The 17,625-nt window shown below is 55.1% G+C and carries 10 protein-coding genes; all 10 read left to right on the top strand.

Annotation, left to right across the window (positions count from 1 at the left end; genetic code table 11):
• The first annotated feature begins 61 nt into the window (after nucleotides 1-61).
• The 10 genes from CJD38_RS09260 to CJD38_RS09210 all read left to right on the top strand — a co-directional run bounded on the left by CJD38_RS09260 (nucleotide 62) and on the right by CJD38_RS09210 (nucleotide 17,512).
• A complete protein-coding gene (locus tag CJD38_RS09260; RefSeq protein ID WP_146165964.1) occupies nucleotides 62-2,248 on the top strand; it encodes an amidohydrolase family protein in 2,187 nt (728 codons plus the stop codon).
• Between the two features lie 268 nt (nucleotides 2,249-2,516).
• Complete coding sequence (locus CJD38_RS09250; protein ID WP_107940047.1) at nucleotides 2,517-4,733, top strand: peptidase M19; 2,217 nt, start codon at nucleotides 2,517-2,519, stop codon at nucleotides 4,731-4,733.
• Nucleotides 4,734-4,852: 119 nt separating this feature from the next.
• Entirely contained in the window at nucleotides 4,853-7,327 is a 2,475-nt protein-coding gene (locus tag CJD38_RS09245; RefSeq protein ID WP_107940046.1) for a DUF6351 family protein, read from the top strand.
• Between the two features lie 16 nt (nucleotides 7,328-7,343).
• Entirely contained in the window at nucleotides 7,344-8,792 is a 1,449-nt protein-coding gene (locus tag CJD38_RS09240) for a hypothetical protein (protein WP_107940045.1), read from the top strand.
• 183 nt (nucleotides 8,793-8,975) lie between these two features.
• Nucleotides 8,976-10,349: a DUF1329 domain-containing protein gene (locus CJD38_RS09235; protein ID WP_240783579.1), complete on the top strand. Its 1,374-nt coding sequence runs from the start codon at nucleotides 8,976-8,978 to the stop codon at nucleotides 10,347-10,349.
• Nucleotides 10,350-10,424: 75 nt separating this feature from the next.
• Nucleotides 10,425-12,386 (top strand): DUF1302 domain-containing protein, encoded by a 1,962-nt coding sequence (locus CJD38_RS09230; protein ID WP_107940044.1) that lies wholly within the window; start codon nucleotides 10,425-10,427, stop codon nucleotides 12,384-12,386.
• Nucleotides 12,387-12,396: 10 nt separating this feature from the next.
• Nucleotides 12,397-14,760: an efflux RND transporter permease subunit gene (locus CJD38_RS09225; protein WP_107940043.1), complete on the top strand. Its 2,364-nt coding sequence runs from the start codon at nucleotides 12,397-12,399 to the stop codon at nucleotides 14,758-14,760.
• A gap of 8 nt (nucleotides 14,761-14,768) precedes the next feature.
• A complete protein-coding gene (locus tag CJD38_RS09220) occupies nucleotides 14,769-15,719 on the top strand; it encodes a WD40/YVTN/BNR-like repeat-containing protein (protein WP_107940042.1) in 951 nt (316 codons plus the stop codon).
• A gap of 10 nt (nucleotides 15,720-15,729) precedes the next feature.
• Entirely contained in the window at nucleotides 15,730-16,101 is a 372-nt protein-coding gene (locus CJD38_RS09215) for a c-type cytochrome (protein ID WP_161554200.1), read from the top strand.
• 19 nt (nucleotides 16,102-16,120) lie between these two features.
• On the top strand, nucleotides 16,121-17,512 hold the full coding sequence (locus CJD38_RS09210; RefSeq protein WP_107940040.1) for a D-arabinono-1,4-lactone oxidase: 1,392 nt from the start codon (nucleotides 16,121-16,123) through the stop codon (nucleotides 17,510-17,512).
• Nucleotides 17,513-17,625 lie beyond the last annotated feature (113 nt).

Raw genomic sequence — 17,625 nt, 5'->3', positions numbered from 1 at the left:
GGCCGGCCCGGTAGATCAGGGTTGAGTAACAGTACGAAATATCGTGCGGGGAGAATTGTTGATGACACATTTAAAATTTTTGGCCACGAGTGCCGTGGTGTTATTGAGCTTAAGCGCGTGTAGTCGATCGAGTTCACCTGATCAGAGCGTGACGCCCGGCGTGCCGTCGGTGCCAGTCACGCGTTACGACCTCGCGAATCGTTGCTTCGCGCTCAAATCCGTCGCTGCCAACGCGCATGCCGTGCATGCCACCGATGGTAGTTACGCAGCCACAGCGCCAGCCGTCGCCGATGGTGAGCCGCTTTATTTGAAACCGACTGCGCTCGGCAAATACATTTGCTACGCCACGGATAAAACCATGCTCGCCGCCAACGGCAGCAATGTCGGCAGCGTCAGTTCGCCATCCGATGCAGCAGACTGGACGATCGAAACCACCGGCAGCGGCCAGTACACGCTGTTTTCAAAATCAGCCAACAAATCTTTAGCCACGGACGCCAGCGGCAAGCTGGTGCTGTCGGATGCGCCGGGCACTTTCAAATTTGCGCCGACCACTGGTTGCACGCCTTATCCAGAAATGCCGGTCGATATCGACGGCGAAACCTACAAGGGCTCAGGCGTTAACAAGCCGGTGATCGGTTTTGCTGACGGCCACACGCACATGATGATGTCGAGCGAATTGTCGGACGGCAGTCGCAACGTCGGTCCTTCTGCAGGCGGCGTTCTTTACGGCATGCCATTCAACCGTTTTGGCGTTGGCGAAGCGTTGAAGAATTGCGAAGCTGTGCACGGCCCGAATGGTTTGCTTGATCCAGACACCATCATCCACACCGCACCAACGCCGCATGAAACGCCGGGCTGGCCGACGTTTATCGGCTGGCCTACCGCCGATAGCAACACGCACCAAGGCATGTACTACAAGTGGGTCGAGCGCGCTTGGAAAGCAGGCCTGCGCGTGCAGGTCGATCTGGGCACCAACATCAACGCACTGTGCGAGTTGGGCGCAGCGTTTATCGGCGCCACACATCCTGGCACGCCGATTCCTGACTGCAACGACATGAGCATCGGCACCAAGCAGGTGCAGTACATGTACGAGATTCGTGATTATGTCGACGCACAAGAAGGCGGCCCGGGCAAAGGTTGGTATCAGCCAGTTAAGAGCCCGGCGGAAGCTCGCAAGGTCATCAACGAAGGCAAGCTCGCAGTCGTGCCTGGTGTTGAGTTCGCAGATCTTTTCGACTGCACCGTTAACTTTGTTGGCCCGATTGAATCGATCGGCTGCACCAAGGAAGACATCGATACAAAACTCGATGAGCTCTACGCACTCGGCGTACGTCAGATTTATCCTTTCCACGATGTGAACAGCGCACTCGGCGGCACTGGCATCTTCAATGGTTTGGCGATCAACCTGATCGGCTTCCTGCAGACGCAAGCGTTCTGGAAAACCTACAACTGTCCTAGAGGCGGCGAAGGCCCAACCTACTTCTACAACGCAGGCGCTGAGATGACCACGGCGATTCCAGGCACGGGTTCTGATCCACTCACGCAAGCCGTGTTCGCGGCGGGCGGCGGTGTATTGCCGGTGTATCCAGCGGGTCGTCAGTGCAACTCGCGCGGCATCACCGAGTTGGGTCGTTACGCGATCGAACAGATCATGAAGAAGAAGATGGTGATCGATATCGATCACGCAGAACTGTCGATCAAGCAAGACATCATCGACATCGCCAAAGCGCAGAAGCCGCAGTATCCACTGGTGTCGATGCACGGCGGTCACGGCGGCATTAGTCAAGAGCAAGCGATTGACGTGCTCAAGCTCGGTGGCGTGATCTATCCATACGCACCGAACGGCAAGGGCGCAGCGGAGTTCATTCAGAAGATCAAACCGATCTGGCCAGCAGGTCGCCCTCTCGCGATGGGTTATGGCTTTGACGGCAACGGCTTCGGTGGTTACGCCGGTCCTCGTGGCGCAGGCTCAAAGGGTGACATCGTTTATCCGTTTACCTTGTTCAAGGGTCCAGGTTGGGGTCCGCAGTTTGCTGCGGCGGGTATCAAACCGATCACCGTGAACAAGCTGACGATTCCAGAAAGCGGCAAGAGCTGGAATCCAGACGAAGTCGGCACGGCGCACTACGGCTTGATCGCGGATTACGTTGAACAGACCCGCATCGAAGGCGGACAAGAAGCCATCGACGCGCTCTACAACTCAGCCGAAGCGTATTTGCAGATGTGGGAAAAAGTCGTTAATCGCTAAACGCATCAAACACAGGCCCGGCAGTGGAATGCATCCGCTGCCGGGCCTTTTGTTTATATAATTTTTATATAAAACAGCATTTTGGGCGTGACTTGTCCGTCGCTGCGCCCACAAGAGGCCGCAACGGCCCTCCCGACAACGGGTTCATAGACCTAGCCTCAGCTATTCCGATGGCGGCTTTAGCCATCTGCATATAGATTCTAAAAATCGTAACGGTCTGCTTGGGGCTCAAGCGGACTGTCTTTGCGAAATCACTGGGGAATTTTTCATGCGTCATTTCAAATTCTGGACGATCAGCGCTGTCGTATTGCTGAGCTTGAGCGCTTGCAGTCGATCGAGCGCGCCCGATCAAAGCGTCACGCCGGGCATCCCAGAAACTCCGGAATCACGCTACGACCTCGCCAACGGTTGCTTCGCACTAAAGTCTGTTTCCGCCAATGCATTTGAAGTGCAAGGCAGTGATGGCAGCTACGCCGCGACTGCGCCTGCTGTTGCCGGTGCTGAACCGCTGTATCTGAAACCCACAGGCTTGGGCAAATACATTTGCTACGCCAAAGATAAAACCATGATCGCCGTCAGCGGCGGCGGTGTCGGCAGTGCAAACGCGCCATCAGAGGCCGCCAACTGGACGATCAACACCACGTCAAACGGCAAGTACACGATCACATCTGAATCAGCAGGCAAGTCACTCGCGACCGATGCCAGCGGTAAACTGATTTTGTCTGACACTGCGGGCACGTTTAATTTTGTTCCCACAAGCGGCTGCACGTCGTATCCAGAAATGCCGGTGGACATCGAAGGCGCTACTTACAAAGGACAAGGCGTTAATAAGCGCGTGATCGGTTTTGCGGATGGTCACACGCATATGGGCATGTCGAGTGAAATGTCGGATGGCAGCGGCAACATCGGGCCATCTGCTGGCGGCGCTTTATACGGCATGCCATTCCATCGTTTCGGCGTGACTGAAGCGTTGAAGAATTGCGTCGGCGTACACGGCCCCAATGGCTTGCTCGATCCAGACACCATTGTTCACACCGCGCCAACGCCACACGAAACGCTCGGCTGGCCTTCATTCATTGGTTGGCCAACCGCCGGTTCCAACACGCACCAAGCCATGTATTACAAATGGGTGGAACGCGCTTGGATGTCGGGTCTGCGCTTGCAGGTGAACCTCGGCACCAACATCAACGCACTGTGCGAACTCGCAAAAACTTTTGTCACCGTCACCAATCCCGGCAATATCACGTCGGAGTGCAATGACATGGCCGTGGGCGTGAAACAGGTCAGCTATTTGCACGCCATCGAAGATTACATCGACGCGCAAGAAGGTGGCCCGGGCAAAGGTTGGTATCGCATTGTTGAAACGCCAGAAGAAGCGCGCAAAGTCATCAACCAAGGCAAGCTCGCTGTGGTACCTGGCGTTGAGTTCGCAGATCTTTTCGATTGCACCGTTAACTATGTCGGCCCGATCGAAACGATTGGTTGCACCAAAGAAGATATCGACAAACAAATTGATCGCCTCTACGCGATGGGCGTGCGCCAGATTTATCCGGCACATGACGTCAACAGCGCCCTCGGCGGCACCGGCATCTTTTCACCGCTCGCACTCAACCTGATTGGCTTCCTGCAGACCGGTGCATTCTGGCAAACCAAGGATTGCCCCGCAGTTCCTTATCTGACCGCAGCGCCCGGCACGCCGGATGGCGGCAACAAAGCTGACTTCTATCAAGCAGGCGCTGTGATGACCACGGCGATTCCTGGCACCGGTAACGATCCACTGACGCAAGCGGTGTTCGCACTCACCGGTGGCGTGTTGCCGATTTATCCGCCGGGTTATCAGTGCAACAAGCGCGAAATTACAGATCTCGGTCGCTATGCCGTGCAGCAGATCATGAAGAAAAAAATGATCATTGATGTGGATCACGCCGATATTCTGGAAAAGGGCGTGATCATCGAAATGGCCAAGGCGCAGAAGCCAGGCTATCCATTGGTATCGATGCACGGCGCACACGGCGGTCTCTCGGTGGAGATGGCCAAAGACATTCTCAATCTTGGCGGCGTCATTTATCCATACAAACCTAACGGTCGTGGTCAGGCAGAATTTTTGCAGCGTCTGAAACCAATCTGGCCAGCAGGTCGTCCATTGGCAGAAGGCTACGGCTTTGATGGCAATGGTTTTGGTGGTCTGGCAACGCCACGCGGCGCAGGCTCAACGCCGGTGAAATATCCATTCACAATGTTCAGCGGCCCAGGTTGGGGCCCACAGTTTGCTGCCGCAGGCATCAAGCCAATTACGGTAAACAAGTTGACCATTCCAGAGAGCGGCAAGAACTGGGATATCGATGTCGACGGCACCGCGATGTACGGCATGGTTCCAGACTTCGTTGAAGAGACTCGCATCGAAGGCGGACAAGAAGCCATCGACGCGCTCTACAACTCAGCTGAAGCGTATCTGCAGATGTGGGAAAAAGTCGTTAATCGCTAAGCAAAAAGAAAGATGTAAGCCCAGCAAGCGGAGCTACAGCAACAGTCATTTTTAAGTTGCGTGGTATCCGCTGCTGGTTTGTCGCAAATCGGCGGGTAATGCGGTGCGAGGAGAGTTTCATGCGTCATATCAATGCCCACACGGGCCTGTTGTCGTTGCTGGGCCGCGGAAAAATGCAGATCGCATTTGTCGTGCTGGCCTCCATCTTCTTGATCAGCTGCAGTCGTAGTTCTCCCGTTGAGAACAGCGGCACTGGCAGTGGTAGCAGCGGCCCGATCTCAGGCGACGCTATTCATGTTTTATCGAACCGCGCCGATTTGGTCAGTGGCGGCGATGCATTGATTGAAGTGGTATTGCCGAACAGCGCCGCGGCTCCGTCCGTGAAGATGTCGCTCAATGGCAAAGACGTGACCCATCAATTTGCGCTGCGTGATAACGGCCGCTACATGGGCTTGATCACCGATATGAAAGTCGGCCGCAACGTACTGAAGGCACGCATCCCGGGTGGCAACGATTCGAGCTACGCCATCGTTAATTATCCGAACGGCGGCCCGATTTTTTCTGGCCCACAGTTACAACCTTGGACCTGTCAGGAAACCGCCGTTGATGCGCAGTGCAATCAAGCACCGGTCTATACCTATCTGTATAAATCCGTCATCCCGTTTCTGACGCTACAGCCTTACGATCCAGCGCATCCCGCTACTGATGTCGCCAACACAACAACGGACACAGGCGTCACCGTGCCGTTTATTGTGCGTGTTGAAACCGGCTATCAAGATCGCGATCAATATCGCATCGCAACTTTGTTCCAACCCGGACAGCCTTGGGAACCTTGGGCACCGCAAGCGCAGTGGAATCACAAACTGCTGATCAGTCATGGCGGCAGTTGCCGCGCCACTTATGGCGTGGGTGTTGCACCGAATGCAGATCAGTCCGGCACCTTCCCGCCTGAATTGCAGTTTGTCACTGGCGACAGCATCACCGCAGCGATTAGTCGCGGATACGCAACAATGTCGACTGCGCTCAACAACAACGGCCACAACTGCAACATCGTGTTGCAGGCCGAGTCATTGATGATGGCCAAAGAACGCGTCGTCGAAAATTATGGCGAACTGCGTTACAGCGTTGGCACGGGTTGCTCTGGCGGTTCGATCACGCAGCAACAAGTTGCCAATGCTTATCCGGGTATTTACCAAGGCATTACGCCGCAGTGCTCGTTCCCGGATTCTTTCTCCAGCGCAACGCAGGTGCTCGACTATCACTTGCTGCGTCCGTACTTTGAAGATCCTAGCAAGTGGGCGACCGGCGTTGTTTGGACACCGCTGCAGTGGGCAGCCGTTGAAGGCAATCTGTTGCCGGTTGACGCGATCATCAGCGACATCGGTTTCTTCAGCGCATTTGTTCCAAGCAATCTCTGCGGCGATATCGCTTACGTCAACGCCGATCAGGTTTACAACGCCGAGACCAATCCGGGCGGCGTTCGTTGCGCTGTTCCAGACACGATGATCAATGTGTTTGGTCCGCGTCCGAAAGATGTGTGGTCGGAGAATGAAAAGAAACTCGGCAAAGGTTTCGCGGGTCTCGCTGCTGATAACGTCGGCGTGCAATACGGTCTTGCGAGCTTGCAGCAGGGCATCATCACACCGGATATGTTTATCGACTTGAACGCCAAGATCGGTGGCGTCAACGTCGATATCCAACCCGTCGCACACCGCCTCAAAGGCGACGAAGCTGCACTCGGTCGCGCGTATCGCAGCGGCGCAATTAACGTTGCGAACAATCTCAAAGACACCGCCATCATCAGCCTCACCGGACCTGATCCGGGCATCGCGCATGATGCGTATCGCACATGGGCGATCCGTGCGCGCATGGATCGTGAACAGAACGGTCAGCATCCCAATCATTTAATTTGGTTTGGCGCAGTGCCGATCATTGGTGATACCACGTTCACCAACGAAGCTGTGTTGGCAATGGATCGTTGGTTGACCGCAGTCGAACCTGATCTTCGCGAAGTACCGCTGTCGCAAAAAATTGCGCAGAACAAACCCGGCGATCTTCACGACCGTTGCACACAGCTCGACTCCGTCGTGAGCCCGGATGGTTTCTTCCTGCCAGTCGCTGGCGTGCTGCTTGATCCGATTCTTGGTCCAGTACTCGGCCCAATTCTCTCGCCTACTTTGTATGCAGCGTTGAATCCCGCCACGGGCCTCATTGTTGATCCGCTACTCAGCACCGTCTGCGGTATCAATCTGGTACAGACGCTGGTGCAGATGCGTTTTGAAACACCACGCATGGTCGCTGGCGATGCGATTACCACCGACGTCAACAAGTGCCAACTGAAACCACTGAATCGCGCTGACAACTACGGCGTGTTTGGTTTAAGTGACGCACAGTGGGCGAAGATGCAGACGCTATTCCCAGAAGGCGTTTGTGATTACACACAGCCCGGCGTCGGCGCTCAAAAAACGGTTCCTTGGCTGACTTACCAAGACAATAAAGGCAAAGTGATTTATGGCGGCGTGCCGTTGCCCGCTGCGCCAGAAAATTCAGGTCTCGGCTTGGTTGCTCCTGCGTTCCGCACCACAGGGCTATAAAACTTCGATGCGATTAATGGCATCAAAAAGCAAAACCTTACTGCTACTCGGCGCGTTATCGCCGAGTGCAGTACAGGCGCATTCATTCGGCAAGCTCTACAACCTGCCGGTGCCTTTGTGGATGTATGTCTACGGTGCAGCGGCAGCATTGCTGCTGTCTTTCCTGATCGTCGGTTATTTTTTACAAGCGCCTAAACATTCAGATGCAGCAGCACCGGGTGGCGATTTAACGCAGTCGAAGTTCATGCGCGCATTGCGTCGCATCAAGCTTCTTTCTGCGCTCAAGTTTTTCAGCGTATTCATGCTGGGGCTGTGCATCGTCACCGGCTTGTTCGGCAGTCAGGATCCTTATCGCAACATCAACATGACCTTCTTCTGGGTCATTTTCATGTTGGGCTTTAGTTACATCACGGCGCTGATTGGTGATCTGTATTCCGTAATCAACCCCTGGCGCGTGATGGCCGAAGCGCTAGGCAAAGTGTTTAAGCGCTACACGCAGGGCTTGTGGCGTTATCCCGCATTACTCGCGTATTGGCCTGCCCTGGCGTTGTATGCAGGCTTCATCTGGATTGAACTCTTCATGTTCAATCGCCCTTCATCGCTGGCGAAGATGTTGCTGATCTACAGCGCCATCAACTTGCTCGGCGTATGGCTGATCGGCACACAGGCATGGTTTCGCTACTGCGAGTTCATGAGCGTGTTTCTGCGCCTCACTGCAAAGATGTCGCCACTGCACTACGAAGAAGGTCGACTGCGCTGGCGCCTGCCTTTTGCTGGCTTGCTGGAAGAGCGCGCGGAACATTGGAGCCTGCTGATCTTTGTGCTGTTCATGCTCTCGTCCACCGCGTTTGATGGACTGCACGCAACCAAGTCATGGTTCATGTTGTTCTGGACTGATCCATATGGCCTTCTCGCACCGTGGGTGAAGACGGTGCCGATCGCGTCTTACGCGATCCTGCGTCCTTATTACGTCGCTTATGAAACGCTGTGGCTGCTGCTGTCGCCATTAATCTATCTGGCGTTCTATCTGCTGTTCATCGGCTTGGCCAAACTGATTACCGGCAGCAAGTTGTCATTGCGTGAATTGGCGCTGAGCTTTGCGTTTTCTCTGTTGCCGATCGCTTTGGTCTACAACATGACGCACTACTACACGCTGCTGCTCACGCAAGGCGTGCAGATCATCAGCCTGTTTTCAGATCCGTTTGGTATGGGCTGGAATTTGTTTGGCACTGCAGGACGCTATCGCGCGCCAATTCTTCCGGCGATGGGTTTGGTCTGGCACAGCCAAGTCGGCCTGATCTTGTTTGGCCATATCGTCAGCGTCTATTTGGCCCACGTTGAAGCGCTGAAAGTTTTTCCAACTCGCGGCAAAGCCGTGCTGAGCCAGATTCCGATGCTATTCCTGATGGTGGTCTTCACCGCGGCAGGTTTGTGGATTCTGGCGCAGCCGATCACTGCGGGCTGATCTAGCAAAGTGCCGCGAATAGCTGATTTCTTTGCACAATTTTTACACCGGCGTGGCCGTCATAGCGACCCCGTATGGCCCTTGCGGCCCTCGCGTTTGCACGTTGTTGCGTAGACACTCATTCACGTACGCTGCCGCCAAGTGGCAAATAAATACGGCAGTCATCAATAGAGGAAAGGGACAATGATGAAGTTCAGCAAGATTTTCTTGGCAGCGTCGGCGGCAATGCTCACTTGTGGCGCTTATGCCGCATCAGACGCAGATATCGCCAAACTCGGCAGCACACTCACGCCGGTAGGCGCTGAGAAAGCCGCGAACAAGGACGGCAGCATTCCAGCCTGGACCGGTGGCTCCATGCAAGCACCTGCGGGCTGGAAAATCGGCCAGCTGCGCCCGAATCCTTATGCAGCTGAAAAACCGCTTTACTCCATCACTGCCGCCAACGCCGCGCAGTACCAAGCCAAGCTTTCGCCCGGTCAGATTGAATTGCTGAAGACCATCAAGGGCTATCGCATGGATGTGTATCCAACGCATCGTTCTTGCGGCTATCCCGATATCGTTTATCAGCGCACCAAAGAAAACGCCAAGATCGCCAAGATGGCTGCGGATGGCTTTCAACTCGGCAGCGCAACCGGCTCCGGCTTTCCTTTCCCGGTTCCGAGCAACGGCGTTGAGCTGATCTGGAATCACAAGCTGCGCTACGAAGGCCAAGGCCGCATCGAACCGAACTACACGATGCTGTCGCCACGTAAAGGCTCTTCAGATTTTCTCAAACTGGAATACACCGCCAAATATCTGGTGCCGTTCCAATCTCCCAACACCAAGGCGATTGCTGATGCCAACGGCGTTGAGTTCTATTTCTTCCAAGAAAGCACCGCACCGGCTGCACTCGCGGGCACGTTGTTCGCTGGCGTTTACAAACTGCAAACCACCAACGAAGGTTGGCAGTATTTCCCTGGCCAACGCCGCGTTCGCAAGCTCTCGACATACGCTTATGACGCACCGCTGATTGGCTTGGAAAATACCTATTACGTCGATCAGGCGTGGATGTACAACGGCATGCTCGATCGTTACAGCTACAAGCTGATCGGCAAGCAAGAGATGATCGTCCAGTACAACAGCTTCTCACTGCGTGACAGCAAGCGCTTCACCGACAAGACCATGTTCGGTCTTGATCAGATCAATCCAGATGCACGTCGTTATGAAACGCACCGCGTGTGGAAAGTGGAAGCCACGGTTCGTCCGGGCCAGCGTCACTCTGCACCGAAGCGCGTGTTCTACATCGACGAAGACACTTGGGCAATTATCGTTGTCGATATGTATGACGCGCAGGGCAAGATGCAGCGCGTGCAGGAAGGTAGCGTGACGCCGATCTGGGAAATCGGCGCTTGCGATGCCAGCCAAGACTTCGTCAGCTATGACCTGCCAAGCGGCCGTTACTTCGCCGACATCTTCACGCTGGGTCAGCCAGAAACCGATTGGCTCGCAGGTGCACAGGGACGCCTGAAGCCAGACATGTTCAGCGAAGATTTTTTGCGCCGCGCAGGTTCACGCTAAATCTAGTCATGTCAGCCCGAACGTTACGTTCGGGATGACATATGAAAGCAAATTCACGTAAGGGGAAAGTTCGTGATGAAGCAACAAAAATTGAAGCGCCAGGTCATACCGGCGCTGGGTTCCGCTCTCGTACTGGCGATGAGCCCAAATCTGGCGCAGGCCTTTAAGTTCAGTATCACTGACGATGTGCAGGCCAGTTTCGACTCGACGTTTTCTTACGGCGTGTCGATGCGCATGCAGGATCGCAGCTGTCGCTTGATCGCACGCGATAACGGCGGTTGCGCTTCGATCGGCGCGGAGTTGCCTGAAGCCTCCCAAGATGCGTTCTTCATCAACACCGACAACGGTGACTTGAACTACAACCAGCACGACATCTTTTCGCAGGTGATCAAAGGCACACACGAACTCTTCGTGAAAGCGCCGAATGACTGGACGGGTTTTGTTCGCTTCACCGAGTCTTACGATTTCAGCGTTGATCACACCCGTCGCACCGAACTCAACGGCGATGCGCGCGGACTGGCTGTTCACAATTTCCAGATGCTGGATTTGTACGTCAGCAAAAACTTTGACCTGTACGGCCACAACAGTCGCATCCGTATCGGCAACCAAGTGATCAGCTGGGGCGAAAGCACTTTCGTCCTCGGCGGCATCAACTGGGCTAACTCGATTGACGTCCGTCGCGCACATGTGCCGGGCACGCAGCTCAAAGAAATTTTCCGTCCTGCGCCGATGATCTCACTCAGTGCAGACGTGATTGATAACGTCAGCTTTGAAGGCTACTGGCAGTGGAAGTGGAATGGATTCCAGCTGGATCCAACCGGCACTTACTTCTCCAGCGCTGATATCGCTGGCAAGGGCAACGATGGCGCGATCTTCCTTCCGACTTCAGCGATCAATGCTGGCGTTGCAGCGAATCCGGCAGGCGCTGCACTTCTTGCTGCAGGCCTAATTGTGCCTGCGGCTGCAGGAACTGTTGGCGATCCAGGCGGCACGGGTCTGACCAAAGCGCAGTTGATGACGACTGGCGCCGTTGGCCCACGTTTGATTGATGGCTTCTCTGGCTTGCAACATCCCGGTGATCCGGACACGCCAAACAGTTTGATTCGTCGTCCCTTCGCCACTGTGTTGGTGAATGCTGCACTCGCCACCGGCACAGCATTGCCGCTTGAGAGCATGAAAGAACCACGCAGCAACGGTCAGTTCGGTCTTTCGTTTCATTACAGCCCTGAATGGACCGACGCCAGCTTTGGTATTTACTACCTCAACTACAGCGAGAAGATTCCTTTCATCAGCTACGTCGTTGATCCCAAGTACGCGAGCAACAATCCAGTTTCTGCTGCATACAAAATCGAGTTCCCAAAAAATCGTGAGTTGATTGGCATCTCCACCAACTTCAACGCAGGCGATTGGGCCATCGGCGCAGAAGTGTCGTATCGCCCACGTGAAGCCACTGCGATTGATGCCTCTGTTCCAACCGCTGCCGGCAAACAACCGCTGTATGCCTGCGTAACCGACGGCGGCGAAGCCAATGGTCACTACTGCAAAGGTTGGGTGAATGAACAGAAGTGGCAGACGCAATCCACCGCGCTGCAAATCATGTCGCCGACTAGCGGCATCGGTCAGTGGATTCTTCCGGTATTCGGCGCTAGCGAAGGTGTGTTTCTCGCTGAAGCAGGCGTGACCTACTTCCCTGGCCTCAAGCCACTCGGCGGCATTCCATGGTCGCTGCCTGCTTATGCAGTGCCGGACAAAGTCTCTGCTGGTTATGTGATTTCCAGCTCTGTGACTTATCCGAACGCGTTTAACTCGGGCTTTAACTGGTCGCCGCAGATCGACTGGTCACACGGCGTATACGGCAATTCACCGAATGCGCTTCCTTGGCAGGGTGGTGCAAAAGCTGCGACCGCAACGCTGAACCTGAATCGTCAGAACCGTATCACTGCTGCGCTGGCCTACACCTGGTACACCGGTGGTGGCTCGCAGAACATGGCAGCGGATCGTGACTTCGTCAGCTTGTCGGCCGCATACAACTTCTGAGAAATTTTCTATGTTGACCGCCTTTGTTCGTCGCCTCGAAGAATTTTTGTTCGCACATCGCGGCGTCGTGCTGGGCGTGTTTGCGCTGCTCACGGTGTTCATGGCTTGGGAAGGTTCGAAGCTGCGCATCTCTGCAGGCTTCGACAAGATGTTGCCCTCGGGTCACGAGTACATCCAAACATTTGATGCCTACCGTGATCAGTTGCAAGACGCCAACAGCATCGCCGTGGTCGTGCATCCACGCCACGGCGATATTTGGAACGCAGGCTCGCTAAAAACACTGCTTGATGTAACGCAGGCGCTGACGTTCTTGCCGGGCGTGAATCGCGGCAGCGTTACTTCGCTATGGACGCCGAACATCTTTGTCACCGAGATCACTGAAGAAGGCTTTAAAGCCGATCCTCTGATCAGCGGCACGGTAACGCCAGATGCGCTGACACCGGAAGTGATTTCACAGATTCGTGGCCGCGTTGTTGAAGGCGGCTACATGGGAAAATTGGTTGCGCGTGATGGTTCTGCGGCTTTGATCGCAGCGTCGCTGCAAGATCCTGATCCACGCACAGGCGAACCACTCGACTACATCGCACTGGGCCACGCGCTCGAAGCACAGATTCGCGGCAAGTTTGAAAATGCGGATGTTGAAATTCAGATCATCGGCTTTGCAAAAGTCGTAGGCGATATCGCAGATGGCGCATCGGGCGTATTGCTGTTCTGCGCGATTGCACTGCTGCTGACGATTCTCGCGGTCTATTGGTATTGCCGCTCATGGGTTCTGACCTTTCAGAAAATCATCTGCTCGATGACGACGTTGATCTGGCAGTTCGGCACCATGCATTTGCTCGGCTTGGGTCTTGATCCACTCGCGATCCTTGTCCCGTTCCTGATCTTCGCCATCGGCGTTTCGCATGGCGTACAGCAAATCAACTTCATGGTTCGTGAAGTCGCTGGCGGTTATTCGATGTACGACGCCGCACGTCGCAGCTTTAGCGGCTTGCTGATTCCCGGCGTGCTAGCACTGACGACAACACTGGTGAGCTTTATCACCATGGTGCTGGTGCCAATTCCAATGATTCGCGAACTCGCGATCGTTGCTTCGATTGGTGTCGCTTATAAAGTCGTCAGCAACCTGATCATGCTGCCACTCGCCGCGTCCTACTCGACGGTGACGCAGGACTGGAGCCGTCGCTCACAAGAACGTCGTGACAATCGCGGCGATTGGATGACGGTGATTGCACGCATCGCCAAGCCGCGTAATGCCTGGATCATGTCGGGACTGACACTGCTGGTTTTCTTTGGCGCCGTCACCATGTCAAGTGATCGCGTTGTCGGCAGCTTGCAGCCGGGCTCGCCAGAACTGCGCGCCGATGCGCGTTACAACCAAGACTCGCGCGCGGTCGCGGACAAGTTTGATATTGGCCTGGATTGGCTCACCGTTGTTGTCGAAGCGCCAGAAGAATCTTGCGGCAATGTCGAGCTGGTGAAGTTGGTTGATCAATTTGGCTGGGAGATGCAGAACGTTCCCGGCGTAGTGTCTGCAGAATCGATTGCTTCGTTGACCAAGCTCTATAACGTCGGCCTCAACGAAGGCATTCCTTTGATGGGCACGGTTCCGCGTGATGGCCAGACGCTGGACTACATCATCGCGCAAGCGCAGGAAGCTGCGGCGCTGCGCGGCAAAGGCTGCAAGTGGTTGGCGGTCAATCTGTATCTGACCGATCACAAAGCCACGACGATTCATGGCGTAGTCAATGCCGTCAAAGATTTCCGCGTTTCGCATCAGATGGAAGGCGTCAAATTCCGTCTTGCCAGTGGCAACGCCGGTGTTGAAGCGGCAACCAATGAAGTGCTGGAACACAGCGAACTACCGATGATGCTGTACGTCTACGGCGCTATTGTGTTGCTGGTGTTCTTGGCGTATCGCGACTGGCGCGCAATGTTAGCTTGCTGCCTGCCACTCACCGTCGCCACCTTCCTCGGCTATGCCTTCATGAAATGGCAGGGCATTGGCCTCACCGTCGCTACGTTGCCAGTGATGGTGCTATCAGTCGGTGTCGGAGTCGATTACGCCTTCTATATCTACAACCGTCTGCAACAACATTTGGCGGCTGGCGAAGACATCGTCTCTTCGTTTGAGCACGCGCTGAAAGAAACCGGCATCGCCACCGTATTCACCGCGCTGACGCTTTCTGTTGGTGTTGCGACATGGAGTTTCTCGGCGCTCAAGTTCCAAGCGGATATGGGCAAGCTGCTGACGTTCATGTTCATGGTCAACATGATCATGGCTATTACCGCGCTGCCTGCATTCGCGGTGGTGCTTGAACGTCTGTTCCCGCGCCGCGGCCCAGTGCGCGTACCCGGCCTGATGAATCACTGAGTACGGCCATGATCATGAAAAAAACTTTTATCGCCGCTGCTGTTGCCCTGCTTTGCGTGGGTGGTCACGCGATTGCAGCTTCCGTACAGAAGCCTGCTGTCGCCGTTGCACACGCATCACAGGCACCTATTCTTGCGGCTGCACGCGCAGGTCAACGTGTTGTTGCTGTCGGTGATCACGGCATCGTGCTGTTGTCAGACGACGGCGGCAAAACATTTCGCCAAGCCAAAACTGTTCCTACACAAGCCCTGCTCACCAGTCTGAGTTTCATCGACGATAAGCAAGGCTGGGCTGCAGGTCACGATGGCGTGATTATTCACACCACTGATAGCGGCGAAACATGGACGTTGCAACGCGAAGATCTTGCGGGCGACAAGCCATTGTTCGCAATTCGCTTCAACGATGCCAAGAATGGTTTTGCAGTCGGCTTGTTCGGCAACGCTGTGCAAACCGTTGACGGCGGCGCTCACTGGAGCGCACTCACGATTGAATCAGGCGAAGTTACGGATCATCACCTCTACGGCATCTTCGGCGATGCCAATAGCGCGCTCTATGTCGCGGGTGAAGCAGGCTTGGTTTATCGCTCTGCAGATCGCGGTCTGACATGGACCACCATTCAAACCAGCAACCCCGGATCTTTCTGGGCTGGCTTGCAGCTCAAAGATGGCAGCCTGCTCGTTGTCGGCCAGCGCGGTCACATCTTTAACAGCGTTGATCAAGGCACGACGTGGACTGAAGTGCCCTCCGGCACGCAACAGTCGCTGACCAATGTTGTGCAGCAGAGCAACGGCGATGTGCTGGTGGTTGGACTTGCAGGCACCACGCTGCGCAGTACCGACGCTGGAAAAACTTTTGTAATGCACGAGCGCGCAGATCGCGCGCCTTTAACCGCTGCCGCAGTCGGCAACAATGATGCCGCGCTGCTGTTTGGCGCAACCGGCGTCATCGCAGCCAAGTAAGGAGAACATCATGTACTCAACACATATTCGAAATGCGTTCGTCGCAATCGCTCTGACGATGACGCTCGCTGCTTGCGGCGGTGGTACGTCTGCACCTGCTCCGGCCGCAGCACCAGCGGCGCCTGCTGCTCCTGCAACACCCGCAACGATCAAGCTTTACGGACAGACCTGTCACAACTGCCACAGCATTCCGGGCACGGGCGCACCGCAAGCGGGCGACACCAAAGCTTGGTCAGGCCGTCTCTATAAAGGTCGCGAAGCGCTGCTGAATAACAGCATCAATGGCTACAGAAGCATGCCGCCTATGGGTGGCTGCACACAGTGCACGGAAGAAGATTTTGCCGCGCTGATCGAATACATGTCGGGCTCACAGCTCAAGTAATACAGACGCAAATAAAGGCATCGTCATGGCACTTACACGCAGACAACTGATTAAACAGATCGGCGCACTCACTGCGCTTGCAGGCACGGGTGGCTTATCGAGCGTGGCGCAAGCTGCGCGCGAACGCCTGATTCCTTGGAAGAACTGGTCTGGCGGACAGACCTGCTTGCCTGCTGCGAAGCTGGCGCCAGCGACCGAAGATGAATTGTCCAGCGTGTTGAAAGCAACGCGCGATATGAATGTGCGCGCCGTTGGCTCTTCACATTCTTTCAGCCCGCTGATCCCCACCGACGGCAAGCTGATCTCGCTGAGCAATTTCAGCGGCCTGCTGAGTCACGATCCTAAAACCTTGCAAGCAGAGTTTGGCGCTGGCACGCCGATGTCGCAGATGGGCGAGCCACTGCTGAAAGTCGGTCAAGCACTACTGAACATGGCGGACATCGATTACCAGACGCTCGCAGGTGCAATCTCTACCTCAACGCACGGCACTGGCCCCAAGTTCGGTTCTTACTCCAGCAATGTCGTTGGCCTGCGCATGGTCAAAGCCAATGGCGATATTGTCGATCTGGACAAGAATCGCCAGCCAGAATTGTTCAACGCCGCTCGCGTATCGCTCGGCTCACTCGGCATCATCACGCGCGTCAAACTGCAGAATCGCAAAGCGTTCCGTCTCAATCAGAAGCAGTGGGTGCAAAACACTGACGAATTAATTGAAGACATTCCACGTCTGGTCAAGGACAACGATCATTTCGAGTTTTCGCCAATCCTGCACTCCGATGTATCGCTCGCACAGGCGCAGAACGAAACCACTGACACCAAAGTCATGCCACTTCCAACGGGCGGCGACGGTGACAAAGTCAGTAAGTTGTCGATGGCCAACACCTTCTTGCGCAATCATCCAGACGCGCATGCGTCGTTGCTGAACTTCCTCGTCAAGCACATCGATTTCCCTGAAGTGCAGGACATCTCGTACAAGGTTTTTGCGAACGTACGTGATCAGCGCTTTAACGAAATGGAATACGAAGTTCCGGCTGCTGCGGGCCCTGAATGTGTTCGTGAAATCATGAAGCTGGTGCGCGAGAAGAACCTCAATAGCTTCTTCCCGCTGGAATATCGCTACGTCAAAGCTGACGACATTCCTTTGTCGATGTTCAGCGGCCGCGATAGCTGCGCGATCTCAGTGCATCAGTCTTACGACATGGCGTATCAACCTTTCTTCGCCGAGATCGAGCCGATTTTCTGGAAGTACGAAGGTCGCCCACACTGGGGCAAATTGCACACGCTGAATGCTGCGCAGCTTTCCAAGCTGTATCCGCGTTGGAAGGAGTTCCAGGATATTCGTCGCAGTGTTGACCCCACCGGCAAATTCCTCAACGGACATTTGCGTTCTATCTTTGGCGTTCAGTGCTGAACCACGTCTAGAAAAGTCGCATATTCGTAGGGTGGGTAGAGCGTAGCGAAACCCACCGTCTATGAAAGTTGCGCACATGGTGGGTTTCGCTGCGCTCTACCCACCCTACAAAA

Source organism: Stenotrophobium rhamnosiphilum, assembly GCF_003052265.1.
GTDB classification, from domain to species: domain Bacteria; phylum Pseudomonadota; class Gammaproteobacteria; order Nevskiales; family Nevskiaceae; genus Stenotrophobium; species Stenotrophobium rhamnosiphilum.
The sequence above is the reverse complement of the archived record's forward strand: the minus strand, read 5'-3'. Positions and strand labels throughout refer to the sequence as shown.